General features: G+C 67.8%; 17 protein-coding genes. 7 read left to right on the plus strand and 10 right to left on the minus strand.

The genetic code is table 11. From position 1 onward, the window contains the following. Positions 1-89 precede the first annotated feature (89 nt). The 3 genes from AB6806_RS00385 to groES form a co-directional block, all read right to left on the minus strand. A complete protein-coding gene (locus tag AB6806_RS00385; protein ID WP_112763356.1) occupies positions 90-1,199 on the minus strand; it encodes a branched-chain amino acid ABC transporter substrate-binding protein in 1,110 nt (369 codons plus the stop codon). 310 nt (positions 1,200-1,509) lie between these two features. Beyond that, the gene (gene groL / locus AB6806_RS00390) at positions 1,510-3,147 is read right to left on the minus strand and encodes a chaperonin GroEL (protein WP_038361239.1); all 1,638 of its coding nucleotides are present in this window, start codon (positions 3,145-3,147) and stop codon (positions 1,510-1,512) included. A gap of 48 nt (positions 3,148-3,195) precedes the next feature. Continuing rightward, positions 3,196-3,483 carry a co-chaperone GroES gene (gene groES / locus AB6806_RS00395; RefSeq protein ID WP_038361241.1) on the minus strand — a complete coding sequence of 96 codons (288 nt, stop codon included), beginning with the start codon at positions 3,481-3,483 and terminating at the stop codon, positions 3,196-3,198. A 219-nt stretch (positions 3,484-3,702) separates the two neighbouring features. Here groES and AB6806_RS00400 point away from each other — a divergent pair, with 219 nt between their 5' ends. Together AB6806_RS00400 and AB6806_RS00405 are read left to right on the plus strand one after the other, a co-directional pair. Beyond that, positions 3,703-4,170: a MarR family winged helix-turn-helix transcriptional regulator gene (locus AB6806_RS00400; protein ID WP_162720090.1), complete on the plus strand. Its 468-nt coding sequence runs from the start codon at positions 3,703-3,705 to the stop codon at positions 4,168-4,170. Positions 4,171-4,315: 145 nt separating this feature from the next. Then, complete coding sequence (locus AB6806_RS00405) at positions 4,316-4,798, plus strand: PaaI family thioesterase (protein WP_038361243.1); 483 nt, start codon at positions 4,316-4,318, stop codon at positions 4,796-4,798. Here AB6806_RS00405 and AB6806_RS00410 read toward each other — a convergent pair. The 3 genes from AB6806_RS00410 to AB6806_RS00420 form a co-directional block, all read right to left on the minus strand. Continuing rightward, a complete protein-coding gene (locus tag AB6806_RS00410; protein ID WP_112763357.1) occupies positions 4,785-5,627 on the minus strand; it encodes a DMT family transporter in 843 nt (280 codons plus the stop codon). The two genes, AB6806_RS00405 and AB6806_RS00410, sit on opposite strands and share 14 nt — an antisense overlap. Continuing rightward, complete coding sequence (locus AB6806_RS00415; protein WP_142020232.1) at positions 5,624-6,121, minus strand: GNAT family N-acetyltransferase; 498 nt, start codon at positions 6,119-6,121, stop codon at positions 5,624-5,626. The genes AB6806_RS00410 and AB6806_RS00415 overlap by 4 nt, the downstream gene beginning before the upstream one ends. 63 nt (positions 6,122-6,184) lie before the next feature. Further along, entirely contained in the window at positions 6,185-6,949 is a 765-nt protein-coding gene (locus tag AB6806_RS00420; protein ID WP_185747784.1) for a sulfite exporter TauE/SafE family protein, read from the minus strand. 171 nt (positions 6,950-7,120) lie between these two features. Between AB6806_RS00420 and AB6806_RS00425 the strand changes: the two genes are divergently transcribed. Continuing rightward, complete coding sequence (locus tag AB6806_RS00425) at positions 7,121-8,563, plus strand: lipopolysaccharide biosynthesis protein (protein WP_142020234.1); 1,443 nt, start codon at positions 7,121-7,123, stop codon at positions 8,561-8,563. A gap of 172 nt (positions 8,564-8,735) precedes the next feature. Then, positions 8,736-9,545, plus strand: coding sequence for a L,D-transpeptidase (locus tag AB6806_RS00430; protein ID WP_142020235.1), 810 nt, complete (start codon positions 8,736-8,738; stop codon positions 9,543-9,545). Between the two features lie 12 nt (positions 9,546-9,557). Here the strand turns inward: AB6806_RS00430 and mbfA are convergent, their stop codons facing one another. From mbfA to AB6806_RS00450, 4 genes are all read right to left on the minus strand, one after another. Then, on the minus strand, positions 9,558-10,514 hold the full coding sequence (gene mbfA / locus AB6806_RS00435; protein ID WP_142020236.1) for an iron exporter MbfA: 957 nt from the start codon (positions 10,512-10,514) through the stop codon (positions 9,558-9,560). 117 nt (positions 10,515-10,631) lie between these two features. Further along, on the minus strand, positions 10,632-11,438 hold the full coding sequence (locus AB6806_RS00440; protein ID WP_142020237.1) for a DUF2076 domain-containing protein: 807 nt from the start codon (positions 11,436-11,438) through the stop codon (positions 10,632-10,634). A 102-nt stretch (positions 11,439-11,540) separates the two neighbouring features. Next, the gene (locus tag AB6806_RS00445; RefSeq protein WP_113252221.1) at positions 11,541-12,242 is read right to left on the minus strand and encodes a L,D-transpeptidase; all 702 of its coding nucleotides are present in this window, start codon (positions 12,240-12,242) and stop codon (positions 11,541-11,543) included. A 531-nt stretch (positions 12,243-12,773) separates the two neighbouring features. Further along, a complete protein-coding gene (locus AB6806_RS00450) occupies positions 12,774-14,183 on the minus strand; it encodes an MATE family efflux transporter (RefSeq protein WP_142020238.1) in 1,410 nt (469 codons plus the stop codon). 135 nt (positions 14,184-14,318) lie between these two features. On the opposite strand from AB6806_RS00450, the gene AB6806_RS00455 reads away from it, so the two are divergent. From AB6806_RS00455 to AB6806_RS00465, 3 genes are all read left to right on the plus strand, one after another. Next, positions 14,319-15,548, plus strand: a complete 1,230-nt coding sequence (locus AB6806_RS00455; RefSeq protein WP_142020239.1) for a M20 family metallo-hydrolase — start codon at positions 14,319-14,321, stop codon at positions 15,546-15,548. Between the two features lie 11 nt (positions 15,549-15,559). Further along, the gene (locus tag AB6806_RS00460) at positions 15,560-16,972 is read left to right on the plus strand and encodes an amidase (protein ID WP_142020240.1); all 1,413 of its coding nucleotides are present in this window, start codon (positions 15,560-15,562) and stop codon (positions 16,970-16,972) included. Positions 16,973-17,188: 216 nt separating this feature from the next. Further along, complete coding sequence (locus AB6806_RS00465) at positions 17,189-18,787, plus strand: ABC transporter substrate-binding protein (RefSeq protein WP_112763366.1); 1,599 nt, start codon at positions 17,189-17,191, stop codon at positions 18,785-18,787. Positions 18,788-18,850 lie beyond the last annotated feature (63 nt).

Genomic DNA, 18,850 nt, shown 5'->3' on the forward strand with positions numbered 1-18,850 from the left:
GAGGTCATCCCGGGTCAAACTGAGGTTGCCTAGGATAACCCGCGCCCCGAAAAAAGGCGAAGCGGGCATGACCCGCTTCGCCCTCTGTCTCACTCCGCCGCGACGATCTTGCCGGCGTCCCACTTGTACATCGAGAAGCTCGGCGAGCTCAGATCGCCCGTCTTGCCATAGGTCAGCGTGCCGATGGCGGTCTTGATCGGCATGCCCGATTGCAGCGCCTTGGCCGTGCCCGAGGCATCGGTCGCCTTGCCCGCCTTCTCGATGCCGGCCTTCAGCACCTCGACCGCGGCATAGGCGTTGAGCGTGAAGGCTTCCGGCGGGATGCCCTTCTCCTTCAGCGCGGCAACCGCCTGCGCCGAATCCGGGTTCTTCAGTGCGTCGGTGGCGTTGGTGAACAGCGTGCCGGTGGCGTGGTCGCCGCCGATTGCCGCGAACTCGGTGTTGGAGAGACCCTCGCCGCCGATGATCGTCGCCTTGACGTTGGCATCGGCGAGCTGGCGCGAGAGCAGACCGCCCTCGGGGTGATAGCCGCCGAAATAGATCACCTCGGCACCGGCCGACTTCAGGCGCGTGATCACGGCCGAGAGGTCCTTCTCGCCCGGCGTCAGCGAGAGATAGGCCACTTCCTTGAGCCCGCCGGCATTGATGCCCTTCTGGAAGTTGTCGGCGAGGCCCTTCCCGTAGGTGCCCTTGTCGTGGACGATGGCGATCTTCTTGTCCTTCAGGGTCTTCAGCACATAGGCGGCGGCGACTTCGGCCTGCTGGTCGTCGCGGCCGCAGGTGCGGAAGACGTTGGTGAGGCCGCGGCTGGTCAGCGCCGGCGAGGTCGCGGTCGGCGTCACCATCAGCACGCCGCTTTCGGCGAGCGCGTCCGAAGTCGCCATCGCGACGCCCGAGGTCACCGGGCCGACGACGAACTTCACCTTGTCGCCGACGAGAAGATTGGCGGCCGAGACGCCCTGCTTCGGGTCGCCCGCATCGTCGGCGAGCTTGAGCACGAGCTTTTCGCCGAGCACGCCGCCATTCTTGTTGATGGCGTCGACGGCGGCCTGGGCGCCGTTCTTGACCTGCTCGCCATAGGCGGCGACGGGGCCGGTCAGCGGCGCGATCAGGCCGATGGTGATGTCGGCGCGGGCGATCTGCGACGCCAGCAGCGTGGCGGTGAAAGCGACGCCTGTGAGGAATTTGGAGGTCTTCATGGGCCTCTCCCGATCGGTTTTTGCATGTTCGCGCATCCGTTGCGGAGGCGCTTGCCGCTTTTATAGGCGAGGAGAGGGGATGATGACATCTCATCGGCTCCCGAGCGGGCCGCTTGAGACGCATGGCCGCAGGGGAGCGTCGGCTCCCTCGCTTGCTGCTTTGGAAAATCACGCAAACGAAAAAGGCCCGGCTTGCGCCGGGCCTTCTCGATAGCTTGCGAGAAGCTGGACTTCCTCAGAAGTCCATGCCGCCACCGAAGCCGGGCTTGCCCGGCTTCGGCACTTTGACGCTTTGGGCGTCTGGACTTCCTCAGAAGTCCATGCCGCCCATGCCGCCGCCGCCCATCGGGGGCATCGGAGCTTCCTTCTTCGGCAGGTCGGCGACCATGGCCTCGGTGGTGATCAGCAGGCCCGCGATCGAAGCCGCGTCCTGGATCGCCGTGCGCACGACCTTGGTCGGGTCGATGATGCCGGCCTTGACCAGATCGCCGTATTCGCCGGTCTGGGCGTTGTAGCCGTAGGTGTAGTCCTTCGACTCGAGCAGCTTGCCGATCACGACGGCGCCGTCATCGCCGGCGTTGTCGACGATCTGGCGGGCCGGGGCCATGATCGCCTTGCGGACGATCTCGACGCCGGTCTTCTGGTCGTCGTTGACGGTCTTGATCGACTTGACGGCCTGGAGCGAACGCAGCAGGGCGACGCCGCCGCCCGGCAGAATGCCTTCTTCCACCGCGGCGCGGGTGGCGTTCAGGGCATCGTCGACGCGGTCCTTCTTCTCCTTGACCTCGACCTCGGTCGCGCCGCCGACGCGGATGACCGCGACGCCGCCGGCGAGCTTGGCCAGACGCTCCTGGAGCTTCTCACGGTCGTAGTCCGAGGTGGTCTCCTCGATCTGGGCCTTGATCTGGCCGACGCGAGCCTCGATGTCCTTCTTCTTGCCAGCGCCGTCGATGATCGTGGTGTTCTCCTTCTCGATGCGCACCTTCTTGGCGCGGCCGAGCATCTGGAGGGTCACGGTCTCGAGCTTGATGCCGAGGTCTTCCGAGATCATCTGGCCGGCGGTCAGGATCGAGATGTCCTCGAGCATGGCCTTGCGGCGATCACCGAAGCCCGGAGCCTTGACGGCCGCGACCTTCAGGCCGCCACGGAGCTTGTTGACGACGAGCGTGGCCAGGGCCTCGCCCTCGACGTCCTCGGCGATGATGAGCAGCGGCTTGCCGGTCTGCACGACGGCCTCGAGGATCGGCAGCATCGCCTGGAGCGAGGACAGCTTCTTCTCGAAGATCAGGACGTAGGGGTCGTCCAGCTCCGCGATCATCTTCTCGGAGTTGGTGATGAAGTACGGCGAGAGATAGCCGCGGTCGAACTGCATGCCCTCGACGACGTCGAGCTCGGTCTCGGCGGTCTTGGCTTCCTCGACGGTGATGACACCCTCGTTGCCGACCTTCTGCATCGCGGTCGAGATCATCTTGCCGACCGACTCGTCGCCGTTCGCCGAGATGGTGCCGACCTGAGCGACTTCCGCGTTGGACGTGACCTTCTTGGAGTTCTTCTTGAGGTCGGCGACGATGGCCTCGACGGCCAGGTCGATGCCGCGCTTCAGGTCCATCGGGTTCATGCCGGCTGCAACCGACTTGGCGCCTTCACGGACGATCGCCTGGGCGAGAACCGTGGCGGTGGTGGTGCCGTCGCCGGCATGGTCGTTCTGGCGCGAAGCGACTTCGCGGACCATCTGGGCGCCCATGTTCTCGAACTTGTCGGACAGCTCGATCTCCTTGGCGACGGTGACGCCGTCCTTGGTGATGCGCGGGGCGCCGAACGACTTCTCGATCACGACGTTGCGGCCCTTGGGACCGAGCGTGACCTTCACGGCGTTGGCGAGGATATCCACGCCGCGCAGCATCTTGTCGCGGGCTTCAGTGCCGAATTTGACGTCTTTGGCAGCCATGAGAGCTACTCCTTGAACTTGAAACGGAAGAGAGCGGTCAGGCGGCTATCAGCCGACGACGCCCATGATGTCGGATTCCTTCATGATCAGGAGGTCCTGACCGTCGATCTTGACCTCAGTGCCCGACCACTTGCCGAACAGGACGCGGTCGCCCTTCTTGACGTCGAGCGGAACGAGCTTGCCGGCCTCATCGCGCGCGCCGGAACCGACGGCGATGACCTCGCCCTCCTGGGGCTTTTCCTTGGCGGTCTCGGGGATGATGATGCCACCCTTGGTCTTCTCTTCGCCATCCAGGCGACGGACCACGACGCGGTCATGCAAAGGACGGAACTTCATGGTTCTGTCTTCCTCTCGGTCTTATTCGTTTCGGGCGCCGCTGATGGGCTCCCGGGGGAGGCTGTTAGCAGTCACCTGTTGGGAGTGCTAACAGATAGCGCGGAGATAGGCGCGGGTGTCCGGAGAGTCAAGAAAGCCGCGAGCGATAAAGTGAACGCTCCGGACGCAGCCCTTAGCCTTCCGGCTGCGGTAAAGGGCAGAACACGTTAAGATGGCGACATGACGACATCCGCGACCCCTCCCGCGCCCGACCCCCGTCTCGATGAGATCGCCCGCTCCTGCGTGGCGCTGCACATCCGCATGACGGCGCGCGCCGTCACCCGCGCCTATGACGAGGCGATGCGGCCGAGCGGGCTGAAGATCACCCAGTTCGTGCTGCTCTCGGCGCTGAGCACCGGGCAATGGAAGTCGGTCACCGAATTGGCCGAGCGCTTCGCACTGGAGCGGACGTCGCTGACCCGCAATCTCCAGCTGCTGGCGGCCGAGGGCATGGTCGAGCCGGTCGAGTGCCGCGGCCGCGCCTCCGTCTATGCGGTGACGGAGAAGGGCCGGGCTGCGATCGCGGCGGCGATCCCGTTCTGGCGGGCGGCGCAGGACAAGATCGAGGGCGGCTTCGGCGAAGAGCGCTGGCGCGAGACCCGCGACGGGCTGAAGGCGCTGCGCCGCGCGGCACGCGAGACACGCTGAGAACCTCGCCTGAAAAATACGGCACTCCTCAGGATGAGGGTTTTAGAACACGTCTCCCGCTTGTCGCGGCAGGATCTCCGGCGGCCCGGTTGACGGTACAGCTAGGCTCTCTCTATCGTGCAGATACACGATTGGAGAAGCGGCCATGGATCGAACCTTCGGAGTGGTGTCCCGCGAAGTGCTGACCGCCGGCGACGGCCTGAGCTTCCTGCGCGGTATCATCGATGGCTCGCAGCCGGCCCCGCCCTTCGCGCAGACCATGGATTTCGACCTGGTCGAGGCGGATGAGGGCCGGGTCGTCTTCGTCGGCCGGCCGTCGCCGCGCTTCTTCAACCCGCTCGGCACGATCCATGGCGGCTGGACGGCGACGATCCTCGATTCCGCCATGGCCTGCGCCGCGCATGCGACGCTGAAGCCGGGCGAGGGCTACACCACGCTGGAGATGAAGCTGAACTATGTCCGCCCGGTCATGCCGGAGAGCGGCACGGTCCGCTGCGAGGGCAAGCTGATCCATCGCGGCGGCACGGTCATCACGACCGAGGGCAAGCTCGTCGACGAGCGCGGCAAGCTGCTCGCGCATGGCACCGAGACCTGCGTCGTATTCCCGGCGAGGCCTAGCGCCGGCTGACTGCCACCGCTCCCGCTACGATCAGCACCGCCCCGGCATAGGTCGTGTAGAGCGGCACCTCGCCGAAGAGGTGGAAGCCGAGCAGGCTCGCCCAGATCAGCGCGGTGTATTCGATCGCCGCGAGCTTCGAGGCCGCCGCCCGGGCATAGGCCGAGGTCAGCGTCAGATGACCGGCGACGCCGAGGATGCCGGCGCCGAGATAGATCGCGAGGTCGATCGCCGCCATCGGCACGAAGACGGTTGCCGCCGGGATGGCGAGGCAGAGAGCAGGGCCGACATTCTGGAAGGCGACGATCACCGTCGGGTGCTCGCGCATCGCGATGCGCCTGAGCAGGATGAGGTTGAAGGCATAGCTCACGGCCGAGAACAGGGCGGCGGCGACGCCGAGCCCCGCGCCACTGACATGGCCCTGCAGCCGCGGCCAGACCATCACCAGCATGCCCGCGAGGCCGAAGGCGAGCGCCTGCAGCACGCGCTTGTCGATCTTCTCCTTGAGCAGAAGCCCGCCCAGCAGCGCGACGAAGACCGGGGCGAGGAAGGAGAGCGTCAGCGCCTCGGCCAGCGGCAGCACCGAGACCGAATAGAAGAAGCTGCCGGCGGTGAGCACCACCAGCGGGATGCGGGCGAGATTGCCGATCAGGCTGTCGCGCGTCGGCCGCGCCGGCCGGGCGATCGCCAGGACGACGAGCGCGCAGAGCCCGCCCATGGCGAAGCGCATGAACAGCGCCAGCACGAAGGGATGCTTGTGCATCTGCCCCTTCAGCACCGCGTCCATGGCGGTGAGCAGGGCGATGCCCAGGGCGGCGCGCAGCGCCGTCGACCAGTTCATGACACGCAGCTGAGCGGCTTGCGGAAATGATATTCCCAGGTGGCGGAGACGTCTGCGAGATAGCGCTCGCCCGGCCAGCGCCGGAAGCCGAGCTTCTCGTAGAACCGATGGCCGCGCGCGAAGCGCGTGTCAGACCACAGCATCATCTCGGCAAAGTTGCCTGCCTCGGCGAAAGCCAGCGCCTCCGCGAAAAGCGCCTGCGCCAGCCCCGTGCCGCGAAAGGCCGGGTCGGCATAGACCTTGGTGAGCTCGACGGCGTTCTGCTCGGGCAGCGGCGTGGCGCCGAGCGAGCCGGCGATGCCGCCATCCGGCGCGTCGACGATCCAGAGCTTGCCGCCCTTGTTGGCGAAGGCCGTCGCCGGCTGCCGCAGCTCCGGGAATTCCTCCCAGACGAAATGGCAATTCGGATATTCGGCGAAGCTCGCCGCGATCAGCGCGGCGAGAGGCTCGGAATCGGTGTCGCGGGCAAGGCGGATCGGCGGGAGCGCGGTCATGACGACGGCTCTAGGGATAAACCGGTATCGCGCCTAGAGGGGCCGCCGCATTCCGCCATGCCGCTATCGCATCAGGGCGAGCGCAGCATCGGCGGTGAGCTTCAGCGCGGCGACTGCGAGCAGGGCGTAGCACCAGAAGAACAGGGCCTTCTGCTCGAGCCGATCGTGCAGCACGCGCCCGAGCCAGATCCCGATCGGCACGGCGGGAGCCAGCGCCAGCGCGCCCCAGAGCGCCTCGGTATGTTTCAGGCCGAGGCTGAAATAGGGCGGCAGCTTCAGCCAGTTGCCGAGCGTGAAGATCGCCACCGTCGTGCCGACGAACAGGGTTTTCGGCAGGCCGCGGGCGAGCAGATACATCGCGACGGGTGGCCCGCCGGCATGGGCGACGAAGGTGGTGAAGCCGGAGGCCGTGCCGGCGGCGAGTGCCAGCCCCGGTGAAACCGGGCGGTTGCCGGGCGGGGCGAGGCGCCCCTTCAGGAACCAATGCGCAGTGAACAGCAACGTCACGACGCCGATCATCAGGTTGACGATGCGCGGGTCGATGCGGACGAAGACGAGATAGCCAAGCCCGATGCCGAGGACGAGGCCCGGCAGCAGCCAGACCAGGTCGGGCTTCGACCAGGTGTCGCGCCCGAAGCGCTGCAGCGCCATCAGGTCCATCAGCGAGACCAGCATCGAGACCATGATCGCGGCGTTCTGCGGTGTGGTGACCATCGCCAGCAGCGGAATGCCGAGGATGGCAAGGCCGCCGCCGAAGGCGCTCTTGCCGATGGCGATGATCAGCGTCGTCACCCAGCCGACGAGATAGAAGGACAGCGGCTCAGGCATCAGGCCCCCGATCTCGCCCGGGACGCGGCCACAACCCGGCTCCTTCCGCTTGGAAAACCATCCGCGCCCCGCTACGCCATGTCTCGCCGAGCTTCCCGAGTTGTCGGCGAGTCGCAAGGGCGTTGGCCGCATGGGCGTCGCGAGGGAAAACAAGGGGATGACCGAGACGCGATGACCGTCCTGCTGCCCTTCCTCGTCAACGCGGTGCTGAATTTCGCTCTCGGCCTGCTGATCGCGCTGTTCCTCGGCCCCGAGGCTTTTGGCCTCTATGCGATCGGCGCGGCGCTGGTCGTCCTCGTCAACACGGCGGCGCTCGACTGGCTGAAGTTGTCGGCCGTCCGTTTCTATACGGCGCAGACGCGCGCGAGCGATCCCGGCATCCGGGCGACGCTGGACCTGCTTTTTGCGGCTGCCGCGCTGGCGCTGTGCGCGTTGCTCGGAATCGTGCTGCTGGCGGGCTTCGATGGCGGCGTGCCGGCAGCCCTGCTTGCCGCTGCCGTCCTGGCCGGCATCGGCGCCGGCTGGTTCGACTATCACGGCGCCATCGCGCGGGCGCGTTTCCTCGATGCCGCCTATGGCCGCCTGATCGCCGTGCGCGCCGCCATCGTGCTCGTCCTGATGGTCGGCGGCGCCTGGCTGACGCGCGATCCGGTCGTGGTGCTGCTAGCGGGGCTTGCGGGCACGATCGCCTCGGTGCTGAGCGTGCGCGGCCGGCTCTCCGACGGGCCGCTCTCCATTTCCGGGGCGCGCAAGGATCTGGCGCGCGCTTTCCTGCGCTACGGCCTTCCGCTCGTCGCAGGAAACGCGGTCTATTCGCTGATCCCGCTCGCCAATCGCAGCCTGCTCGCCGAGGCGCATGGTCTCGCGGAGTCCGGCTATTTCTCACTCGCCTCCGATATCGGCCTCAGGCTTTTCCCGATGCTGGCGTCGATGCTCGAGATCGTGCTGCTACGCGAGGTGATCCGCCTCGACGAGACGCGCGGGCGCAACGCCGCCCAGAAGCGGATCGCCGGCAACATGGTGCTCGTCCTGGCCGTGGTCCTGCCCGCCGCGCTCGGCTTCTGGCTCGTGCTGCCGGCCTTCGAGGCGCTTTTCGTCCCGGCGACGTTCCGCGGCCATTTCGCGGGCTACATGGCGTTGCTGCTGCCGGGCTTCGCCGCCATCGCCCTGTTCCAGGCGGCGATCTATCCGGTTTTCCTGCTCCAGAAGCGAACCCTGATCGCGGCGATCGTCGCGCTCGCGGGCCTTGCAGTGAATCTCGCTCTCGTCTCGGGTCTGGTCGGCACCGCGTCGCCCTCGCGCTTTGCCGTCGCGCAGAGCGCGGGATTCCTGGTCGTGCTGCTGGTGACGGCTCTCGTCGCCTTGCGCTCCCTGCCGAAAGCGCCGCCGCCGCGCGATATCGCCTGCGTCCTGCTCGCGGGGGCCGTCATGGCGCTGGCGATCTGGCCGCTGCGGAACCAATTGCCGCCGGTGCTCGAACTCATCCTCCAGATCGGGCTGGGCGGGCTCGTCTACGCTGCCATCATCCTCGCCTGCGACGTCGCCCGTTGGCGCACCGGGCTCAGGTTGCGCTGGCTTGCCCGCAAGACGCGGCCTCCGCGCGGTTCTGCCTGACCTGCACGCGGAAAGCTTTCCTTCACCCTGTCTCTTGGCAAGGCACTAAGGTTAATTCCGCGAATTCGCGCCTTTCGGCCCTGTTGCAGGCCGAAAGAGTCAACGATTCACCATTCCTTCGAGACCGTTCCGCAGGCTTTCGGGCAAGTCTTTCCGTTGAGAGAGTTGCGTCATGCGTCGAGCGTTCATCCTCTCCTGTCTGGCTGTCGCCGGCAGTCTGGCCGTGGCCGATCCCGCCGCCGCGCAAGGATATGGCTATCGCGGCCCTGACGATCCGATGCTGCAGGCGCAGCGCGGCCGCTCGAACTATGGCGGCGGCTTCATCGAGATGCTGATGACCGGCCGCGATCCGACGCCCGCGAGCCGTGGCGGCGCGGTCTATAACCGGCCGGGCGGCTATGCCTATGGCCAGGCGATGCAGGCGCCCGCCGGCTACGGCGCCGATCCCTTCGCGGAAACGCGCCGCCCGCAGCCCGGGCGGCAGGTCGCGGCCTTGGGCCAGCCGGTCGAGCCGCAGGCCGGCATCCCCTATGTGGTCGAGCCGCGTTTCCGGAAGCAGGAGGTCGCCTATGACGGGCCGCATCGGCCCGGCACCGTCATCGTCGACACGCCGAACCGCTTCCTTTTCCTGGTTCAACCCGGCGGCCGGGCGCTGCGCTACGGCATCGGCGTCGGGCGTCCCGGCTTCTCCTGGGCTGGCACCAAGACCGTGACGCGAAAGGCCGAATGGCCGAGCTGGACGCCGCCGGCCGAGATGATCAAGCGCCGGCCCGACCTGCCGCGTTTCATGGCGGGCGGCCCCGAGAACCCGCTCGGCGCTCGCGCCCTCTATCTTGGCTCGACGCTCTATCGCATCCACGGCACCAACGAGCCGAACACCATCGGCCGCGAGGTCTCCTCGGGCTGCATCCGAATGACCAATGACGACGTCATCGACCTCTACGGCAAGGTCGGCGTCGGCGCGAAGGTCGTCGTGATCTGAGGGCGACGGCCCTCAGGAACTGCCGATCAGGATGCCGACGGCCAGCACGGCGAGGCCGCCGAGGATGATCTGGACGATCGCCGAGGCGAAGGGCGTTTCCATGTAGCGGAAGCGCACCCAGGCGATGATGACGAGCTCGCAGGCGACGATGACGCCGGCGATGGCCGTCGCCAGCCAGAAATCCGGGATGAGATAGGGCAGGGTATGCCCGAGCCCGCCGATGGCGGTGGCGATGCCGCAGGCGGCACCACGCACCCAGGGGTGGCCGCGCCCCGTCACCACGCCGTCGTCCGAGAGCGCTTCCGTCAGCCCCATGCTGATGCCGGCGCCGATGGAGGCGGCGAGGCCGACGACGAAGGCGTTCCAGGAATCATGCGTCGCGAAGGCGGCGGCGAAGATCGGCGCCAGCGTCGAGATCGAGCCGTCGATCAGCCCGGCCAGCGCCGGCTGGACGATCTGCAGGACGAAGAGGCGCTTGCGCGTCTCCTCCTCCTCATCGGCCGCGCCCGAGCTCTTGAGCTCGTCGTCGAGCCGTTCCGCCATCTTCTCATGGCCGCGCTCGGCCTCCGCCAGATCGGCCAGCAGCTTCCGCGTGCCGGTGTCATGCGCCCGCTCGGCGGCGCGCGCATAGAAGCGGCTGGCCTCGACCTCCATCACGGCGGCGTGGCGACGCGCCGCCTCGAGCTGCAGATCCTCATGCAGCCAGATGGGATTGCGCTTGAGAAAGCCCTTCACGTCCTGCCGCGTGATCAGCGGCAATTCGGTGCCGAACCGGCTCTCATACTGCGCCAGGAGCTGGTGGCGATGCCCGCTCTCCTCGGCTGCCATCTCCTCGAACATCGCGGCGGAATGGGGATAGTTCGCCCGCAGCCTCTGCGCGAAGGTCAGATAGATTCGTGCGTCCTCCTCCTCGCTGGCGACGGCGAGGGCAAGGAGTTCGGCTTCGTCGAGATCGTCGAGGCGCTTCATGGCGGATCCATAGATTAGAATTATTCTAACCTATCCTCGGCGCATCGGCTTGTGAAGCCCTTCGGCAGCAAAAAGCCCGCCTCCTGGAGGCGGGCTTTAAGGTCGTTCAGGGAGCTGTCAGACCCAGCTGTCGTCGTCCGAGTTGCCGCCGTCGTCGTAACCCGGATCGTCGTCGTCATCCGCCTGGTCGTAATTTGCCTGGCTGACATCCTGTCTGTCGGCAGTGCTGTCGGTGCGCGCCTGGTCGTCCGCGCCGCGATCATAGGCGGACTGGTCGGCTGCCCCCTGCTCGTAGGCGGATTGCTGGGCGTTCGTGCCGCTCGAGCCCGAGCCGAAGTTGCTCACCGAGCTGGCGAGACCGCTTGCCGCGGCGCCGTGACCGCTGAAAGCGTTGGTCAGGACATTGCCGAGCACGAGGCCGCCGGCCACGCCCGCCGCGGTCGTCAGCGCGCTGGCCATGAAGCCGCCGCCACGTGCGGCCGGCTGCTGGGGCTGGTTGCTCCAGGGGCCGGGCTGCGGCTGGGGCGGGGGAGGCTGCATCGCCTGGGCGGCCGGCGCATTCGTCCAGGCGGAAGAGGGCTGCCCCTCCGGGCGGGGCGGAACCGGCGGAACCGATCCGGTACGCGGCTGCGCGGGAGCGCCGCCGAAAATGCCTGACAGGAAGCCGCCCGAGGCTTGAGGCGCCTCGCTGGGGCGGCTCTGCAGCTCACGGACCTGTGCCTGCAGGCTCTCGACCTGCTGGTGCAGGTTGGTCAGCGCCTGCTCCTGCACATAGACGGCCTGGGCCATCGCGTAGGGCGCGTAGGGCTGCTCGCGCAGTCGCTCGGCGATGAAGGCTTCGGCTTCCGGGTCGCGGGGCTGGGTGGCGGCCTGCTTGAGCCGATCGAAAATCCCGGCGATCACGTCGCGTTCTTGCGGCGTCATCGTCATCTCCTCTGGTTGGACGGCGCCGATGCGCCGCCCTCAAGAGGTGGGCCTGCCCTGTGACGGTATCAAGGCGGAGCGCGGCAGCATGCCGCGCTGCGATCAGAAGTCGCCGTCGGGGCTGTAATCGTCCGGCGGCGGCGCCTCGTCGCCGTCTGGCGCGACCAGCGTGCCGCGGTTGAGGACGAGGACGTTCGTGCCGGCAGGGACGCGGCTGTGGAGGTCGATGATGTCCTGGTTGAACAGGCGGATGCAGCCGGAGGACATCGACTTGCCGATCGACCACGGCTCCGAGGTGCCGTGGATGCGGTACAGGGTGTCGCGGCCGCCCTGGTAGAGATAGAGCGCGCGCGCGCCGAGCGGATTGTCGAGGCCGCCCTGCATGCCGCCGGCCCAGGGGCCGTTCTTCTTCGGGTCGCGGCGGATCATATCAGGCGTCGGGGTCCAGCGCGGCCACTCGGCCTTGCGCTGCACCGTGGCGCGGCCGCGCCAGGACATGCCCTGCTTGCCGACGCCGATGCCGTAGCGGATCGCCTTGCCGCCGGGCTGGACGAGATAGAGGAAGTGAGCGTCGGTATCCACGACGATCGTGCCGGGATGCTCGGCGGTCTGGTAGGAGACGATCTGGCGCAGGAAGCGCGGATTGACCTCGGAGACGTCGGTCGCCGGCAGCGGGAACTTCTCGTCGGGCCGCTCGCCATACATCTCCAGATATTCCGGGCTGACCATGCGCGCCCGCGGGGTGGGCACCTCATAGGGCTGCTGCCGCTGGCTGACGCAGGCTGCCAGGAACAGCGGTGTCATCGCGGCGAAGACGCGGCGGGTCGGCCGGGCGAGGGGAGAGGCGTCGTGGCGGGCGGAAGACATTGGGCTGAAAACTCGATCTGGACGGGCGGGCGGTAGCTGGCGGAAGGCGACCACACAATTCCCTGCGCCGTCGCTTGTTCCGGTTCAAGGAACCGGAGATGGCTGCGGGGTGAATACCGTGTGGCGAAATTGTGGCAAGCCGCGCCTGTTGCGTATGGGCAACAATGTTCCCGCGCTGCCACAACGACGCCCGGTGAATCTCCCGCTTGGCGAGAATTCCCGCTTCCGGCGCTGGAAAAGCGATTCTTCTGCGGCCCTAGGAGAGCGTCACAGGGTTAATAAAAGACTATCGCACCAGCCGCGGATTGCTTTTGCGGCGTGACTATCCCGCCAATGGCCGGGAGGCATGCATCAGAGACATGCTCATCGACCGTTTCCGCTGCGCGAGACGCCTGGCAGCTTCGGGCGAACAACGGATTGTGATCGCGCCGAAAGCCGCCCGGCAGCCGAAGCGACGGGGTGACGAACTCAGAAGGCCGCCGCCCGCGTGGGCTCGACGAGACCGAGGCGTTCGCGCGACCACCAGCGGCCGAGCATCATCACCGACACCACCGCGAGGCCGATCACGAGCCCGATCCAGATGCCGCGTCCGGCCAGCGGCGTGAGGAAGCCAAGTGCTGCCGAAAGCGGCAGGCCGATGCCCCAATAGCCCAGGCCGGCGAAGATCATCGGCAGCCGCGTATCGCCGAGGCCGCGCAGGATCGAGGCGCCGACGACCTGCGCCCCGTCGGCGAGCTGGAAGACGGCGGCGTAGAACAGGAACGTCATGGCAAGCCCGGCGACCTCCGCGGCTCCGGGTTTCGAGACGTCGAGGAAGGGTGCGACGAGCCATTGCGGAGCGAGCGCCATCAAGAGCGCGGTCGAGGCCATGAAACTCAGGGCGAGGAACAGCGCCGTGGCGCCCGCGCGCCGGACACCCTCGCTGTCGCCGGCCCCGAAGGCGCGCCCGACCCTGACCGTGCCGGCCTGCCCGATGCCGAGCGGCACCATGAAGGTCAGCGAGGCGATCTGGATCGCGATGGCATGCGCCGCGAGCGGGCTCTCCCCGAACAGGCCCATCATGAAGGCGGCGCCGTTGAAGATCACGACCTCGAAGGCGACCGTCAGCCCGATCGGGAAGCCGATGCGCCAATAGGTCCGGTAGCGCGGCCAGTCCGGCACCCAGAAGCGCCCGAGCAGGTGGTAGCGGCGGAAGCGCCGGTCGAGCGAGACGACGAGCGCGAGACCGGCGAACATCAGCGCCGAGGACAGCGCGGTCGCGAGGCCGGAGCCCGGCAGGCCCAGCGCCGGGAAGCCGAGATGCCCGAACATCAGGCACCAGTTGGCGAAGGCGTTGAAGGCGACGGCGAAGAGCACGACGATGAAGGCCCAGCGCGGCCGCTGCAGCGCCGCGACGAAGCCGCGCAGGCATAGATAGAAGAAGAAGGGCAGCAGCCCCCATTGCAGCGTATGGACATAGGATGCGGCCGCCTTCGACAGCGCCGGATCCTGCCCCATCGCGTTCAGGATGGCTTCGGCCTGCCAGAGGACCAGCCACATCGGGCCGGCCATCGTCGCCGCCGCCCAGAAGCCTTGTCGCACCGTCCGGCGCAGGTCGCGCACGGCGTGGCGGTTGCGGCCGAGCTCGATCGCGATCATCGGCGAGACTGCGCTCATCACGCCGATGCCGAAGATCAGGAAGGCGGTGTAGAGATTGCTGCCGAGCGCGCCGGCCGCCAGCGCCTGCGGGCCGAGATGGCCCATCATCACGACATCGGTGGCCGTCATCGCTGTCTGCGCGACATTGGTCAGCACCATCGGCCAGCTCAGGGCGAGCATGGCCCGGGCCTCGGTGAGCCAGGGATGGGAACGGGCGGGGGCTGCGGCGACGGTTGACATGGCGCTCCGCTTCTACCCGCGATTGCCGATCGCAGACAGCCACCCGCGCAGGGGGGCGGCTGCGCGCCGGGCGGGTCGACAAGCCGGGACGCGGCCTGCATCTTGCCTCGCGCTAGGCAAGGAGGGTTGTCGTTCATGAGCACCAATCTGCGGATCGACGGCGCGCGGCTGACCTCGCGGCTGGCGGATCTGGCGCGCATCGGCGCGACGCCGGAGGGCGGCTGCCGCCGTCTCGCCCTGACCGATGAGGACAGGCAGGGCCGCGACTGGCTCGTCCGCCAGCTCGAGACGCTCGGCCTCGACGTGCGCATCGACGCGATCGGCAACATCGTCGGCATCCTGAAGGGGCTGGAGGATGGTCCCGCAGTCATCATGGGCTCGCATATCGACACGGTCGGCACCGGCGGGCGCTTCGACGGCGCGCTCGGCGTCGTGGCCGGCGTCGAGGTGTTGGCGGCCCTGCGCGATGCCGGCCTCACGCCGAAGCGCGACATGGCCGTCATCGCCTTCACCAACGAGGAGGGAGCCCGATTCCATCCCGACATGCTCGGCTCCTATGTCTGGGCCGGCGGGATGAGCGTCGAGGCCGCCCACCGCGAAGTCGATTCCGAAGGCGTCGGCCTCGGTTCCGAGCTGAAGCGCATCGGCTATGAAGGCGCGGAGCGGCCCGGCTTCCTGCCCGCGCATGCCTATCTGGAGATGCATATCGAGCAGGGGCCGGTTCTCGAGAACGAGGGCGGCGGCCTTGGCGCCGTCACCGGCATCCAGGCGATCACCTGGCTGGAATTGACGCTGAAGGGCCGCCCGAGCCATGCCGGCACGACGCCGATGGCCTATCGCAAGGATCCGGGGCTGGCGGCTGCGCGCATCAATATCTTTGCCAACGAGCTGACCAAGACCATCCCGCACCAGCTCGCCAATTCCGGCGTCATCCGCGTGCAGCCCGGCAACGTCAACGTCGTGCCCGAGACGGTGGTGATGACGCTCGACCTGCGCAATCCGCAGGATGCGCCGCTCGCCCAGGCCGAGGAGGCGGTGCGCCGCTTCTGCGCCGAGCTTTCGGAGCGCGACGGCATCGCCATCGCCTTCCGCGACCTCGCCCGCTTCCCGGCGACGCCCTTCGCCGAAGAGCTGATCGCCGAGGTCGAACGCAGCGCGGGCGAATTCGGCTTGCCGATCCGGCGCATGATCTCCGGCGCCGGCCACGACGCCCAGATGATGGCGCGGCTTTGCCCGACCGCCATGGTCTTCATCCCCTCGATCGGCGGGCTCTCGCACAACCCGGCCGAGTTCAGCACCGACGAAGACATGGTCGCCGGCGCCAATGTGTTGCTCGCCACCGCCTGGCGCGTGGCGAACGCCTGAGGATCTCTCGCATGACGACGATCGCTTCGCTCTCGGCCGCCGAGCTCGGCCCCCTCTACGCCAGCAAGGATGTATCGCCGGTCGAGGTCGCGAAGGACGCGCTCGCCCGCATCGAGCGCTTCGAGCCGCAGATCAACGCCTTCGTCCATCGCGACGAGGCGGCGACGCTCGCCATGGCTGAGGCGTCTCAGGCGCGCTGGCTCAAGGGCGAGGCGACCGGCCCGCTCGACGGCGTGCCGGTCACGATCAAAGACAACATCGCCGTCGCCGGCTGGCCGATGCGGCGCGGCTCCGCCGTGGCCTCCGACGCGCCCTTCCCGGACGATGCGCCGGCCACGGCCCGCCTGCGTGAAGCCGGCGCCGTCTTTCTCGGCAAGACGACCATGCCGGAATATGGCTGGAAGGGTGTCGGCGATTCGCCGCTCACCGGCATCACCCGCAATCCCTGGAACATCGGCACGGGGCCGGGCGGCTCTTCTGCGGGAGCGGCATCGGCTGCGGCGCTCAATCTCGGCTGCATCCATATCGGCACCGACGGGGCCGGCTCGGTCCGTATCCCTGCCGCCTTCACCGGCGTCGTGGGGCTCAAGCCGAGCTATGGCCGCGTGCCGGCCTGGCCGATCTCGACCATGGGCTTCCTCGCCCATCTCGGCCCGCTCACCCGCACGGTGACCGATACGGCGCTGGCGATGCAGGTGATCGGCCAGCCCGACGAGCGCGACATGACGGCGATGACGGGAAGGCCGCCGGACTATGTCGACGGCCTCAAGGGCGGGCTGAGGGGCCTGCGCGTCGCCTGGTCGCCGCGGCTCGGCCTCGACGTGCCGGTGGATCCCGAGATCGCGGCGCTGACGAGCGCAGCGGCACAGCTTTTCGCCGAGCTCGGCGCGACGGTCGAGGAGGCCGATCCCGGCTTCGCCGATCCGATCGAAACCCTGATCACCTTATGGGCATCGGGCGCGGCGCTGGCACTGCGCGACACCGATGCTGCCGGTCGGGCGCGGATGGATCCGGGCCTCGTCGCCGTCGCCGGGCAAGGCGAGCGCATTCCGGCCTCGGCCTATGTCGATGCGCTGCTCAACCAGCGCAACGCACTGGCGCTCTGCATGGCCCGCTTCCACGCCCGCTTCGACCTGCTGCTCACGCCGGCCCTGCCGCTGCCGGCCTTCTCGGTGGGCCGCAACACGCCCGAGCATGGCGCCTATGGCGATGACTGGACCCGCTGGACGCCCTTCACCTACCCCTTCAACCTCACCCAGCAGCCGGCGATCTCCGTGCCTTGCGGCCTGACCGCGGCCGGGCTGCCGGCGGGGCTGCAGATCGTCGGCGCTTTCGGGCGCGATGCGCTGGTGTTGCGGGCGGCTGCCGCCTTCGAACAGGCAAAACCCTTCGCCCGCGTCGATCAGCCGATCAAACCGATTTAACCGGCTTTTTTTCTGCGGTCGCTCCTTTGCCGCGCGATCCAACGCCAAGGGCCGGATATTCCGGCCCTTTCGTCGTTTTGCGCCGCTCTGGCACGAACCCTGCAGGCGACCGCGCTGCCTGAAGGAGCGTCTTCGGCGTGTTGTCAGGGAGAGTTTTTCTGCCCAAACTCGCGCCAAGGCCGCCCGCTCAGAGGTTGCCACACAGGGGAGAGAATGATGGATCGCAGGACGTTTCTGAAATCCGCGACCGGTGCCGGCGTTGCTGCCGCGGCAGGGGGGCTGGCGATGCCGGCCCTGGCGCAAGGCGCGGCGGCCAAGACCCTGCGCTTCGTACCGCAGGCGAACCTCGCCAATTTCGACCCCATCTGGGGGACGCAATATGTCGTCCGCAATGCCGCGGCGCTGGTCTGGGACACGCTCTACGGCATTGATTCCAAGTTCCAGCCGCAGCGCCAGATGGTCGAGTCCGAGGAAGTCTCGGCCGATGGATTGACCTGGACCTTCAAGCTGCGGCCGGGCCTGAAATTCCATGACGGCACGCCGGTCCTGGCCAGGGACGTGGTCCAGAGCCTGGTGCGCTGGTCCGCCCGCGATCCGATGGGGCTGATGCTCCGTGCCATCCAGGTCGAGCTTGCGCCAGTCGACGACCGGAGCTGGAAATGGGTGCTGAAGCAGCCCTTCCCGAAGATGCTGCTGGCGCTCGCCAAGAACAACGCGCCCTGCTCCTTCATCATGCCGGAGCGCATCGCCAAGACCGACCCCTTCACGCAGATCACCGAATTCGTTGGCTCCGGCCCGATGAAGTTCGCCCGGAACGAATGGGTTCCCGGCGCCAAGGCCGTCTTCGAGAAGTTCACTGATTATGTCCCGCGCTCCGAGAAGGCGGACTGGCTGGCCGGCGGCAAGAACATCCTCGTCGACCGCGTCGAATGGGTCATCATGCCCGATCCCGCGACGGCGGCCGCAGCCCTGCAGAACGGTGAGGTCGACTGGTGGGAGACGCCGCTCTCCGATCTCGTGCCCGTGCTCAAGGGCAATGCCAACATCAATGTCGATATCGGCGATCCGCTCGGCAATATCGGCTCCTTCCGCATGAACCACCTCTTCCCGCCCTTCAACAACGTCAAGGTGCGCCAGGCGGTGATGACGGCGCTGAACCAGGAAGACTACATGCGCGCCCTCGTCGGCGAGGACGACAAGCTCTGGAAGGAGCTGGGCGGCTTCTTCACGCCCGGCACGCCGCTCTATACCGAGGAGGGCGGCGAGATGATGAAGGCGAAGAACGTCGCCGCCGCCAAGAAGCTCCTGGCCGAGTCCGGCTACAAGGGCGAGCCGGTGGTCTGCGTCGTGGCGCAGGACATGGCGGCGACCAAGTCGATGGGCGACGTCACCGCCGAATTGCTGAAGAGCATCGGCATGAACGTCGATTTCGTCGCGACCGACTGGGGCACCGTCGGCGCCCGCCGCGCCCAGAAGACGCCGCCGGGGCAGGGCGGCTGGAGCATGTTCCACACCTGGCATGCTGGCGCCGACTGCATCAATCCGGCCGCCTACACCGCGATCCGCGCCAATGGCGAAAAGGCCTGGTTCGGCTGGCCCGACGTGCCGGCGGTCGAGACCGAGGTGACGAACTGGTTCAACGCCAAGGACCTCGCCGAGGAGAAGGCGGCGCTCGGCCGCCTCAACAAGGCGGCGGTCGAGAATGTCGTCTATGCGCCCACGGGCTTCTACCTCGGCTATCAGGCCTGGCGGAAGAACGTCTCGGGCGTGGTTTCAGGCCCGCTGCCCTTCTTCTGGGGTGTGTCGAAGGCCTGACGATGGCGGGGGCGGCAGTGGCCGCCTCGACGCTTCACCCTGCTGCGTCCGGGACATCCGTTC

Source organism: Allobosea sp. RCC_152_1, assembly GCF_041360765.1.
In the GTDB taxonomy this organism is placed as follows: Bacteria; Pseudomonadota; Alphaproteobacteria; order Rhizobiales; family Beijerinckiaceae; genus Allobosea; species Allobosea spartocytisi.

Coding starts and splice junctions, on each gene's coding strand:
- AB6806_RS00440 (WP_142020237.1), bottom strand. CDS start 11,438: ATGACGCCGCAAGAACGCGACGTGATCGCCGGGATTTTCGATCGGCTC.
- AB6806_RS00420 (WP_185747784.1), bottom strand. CDS start 6,949: ATGCCTGAGCCGCTGTCCTTCTATCTCGTCGGCTGGGTGACGACGCTG.
- AB6806_RS00425 (WP_142020234.1), top strand. CDS start 7,121: ATGACCGTCCTGCTGCCCTTCCTCGTCAACGCGGTGCTGAATTTCGCT.
- groES (WP_038361241.1), bottom strand. CDS start 3,483: ATGAAGTTCCGTCCTTTGCATGACCGCGTCGTGGTCCGTCGCCTGGAT.
- AB6806_RS00405 (WP_038361243.1), top strand. CDS start 4,316: ATGGATCGAACCTTCGGAGTGGTGTCCCGCGAAGTGCTGACCGCCGGC.
- AB6806_RS00450 (WP_142020238.1), bottom strand. CDS start 14,183: ATGTCAACCGTCGCCGCAGCCCCCGCCCGTTCCCATCCCTGGCTCACC.
- AB6806_RS00400 (WP_162720090.1), top strand. CDS start 3,703: ATGACGACATCCGCGACCCCTCCCGCGCCCGACCCCCGTCTCGATGAG.
- AB6806_RS00460 (WP_142020240.1), top strand. CDS start 15,560: ATGACGACGATCGCTTCGCTCTCGGCCGCCGAGCTCGGCCCCCTCTAC.
- groL (WP_038361239.1), bottom strand. CDS start 3,147: ATGGCTGCCAAAGACGTCAAATTCGGCACTGAAGCCCGCGACAAGATG.
- mbfA (WP_142020236.1), bottom strand. CDS start 10,514: ATGAAGCGCCTCGACGATCTCGACGAAGCCGAACTCCTTGCCCTCGCC.
- AB6806_RS00415 (WP_142020232.1), bottom strand. CDS start 6,121: ATGACCGCGCTCCCGCCGATCCGCCTTGCCCGCGACACCGATTCCGAG.
- AB6806_RS00455 (WP_142020239.1), top strand. CDS start 14,319: ATGAGCACCAATCTGCGGATCGACGGCGCGCGGCTGACCTCGCGGCTG.
- AB6806_RS00465 (WP_112763366.1), top strand. CDS start 17,189: ATGGATCGCAGGACGTTTCTGAAATCCGCGACCGGTGCCGGCGTTGCT.
- AB6806_RS00445 (WP_113252221.1), bottom strand. CDS start 12,242: ATGACACCGCTGTTCCTGGCAGCCTGCGTCAGCCAGCGGCAGCAGCCC.
- AB6806_RS00385 (WP_112763356.1), bottom strand. CDS start 1,199: ATGAAGACCTCCAAATTCCTCACAGGCGTCGCTTTCACCGCCACGCTG.
- AB6806_RS00430 (WP_142020235.1), top strand. CDS start 8,736: ATGCGTCGAGCGTTCATCCTCTCCTGTCTGGCTGTCGCCGGCAGTCTG.
- AB6806_RS00410 (WP_112763357.1), bottom strand. CDS start 5,627: ATGAACTGGTCGACGGCGCTGCGCGCCGCCCTGGGCATCGCCCTGCTC.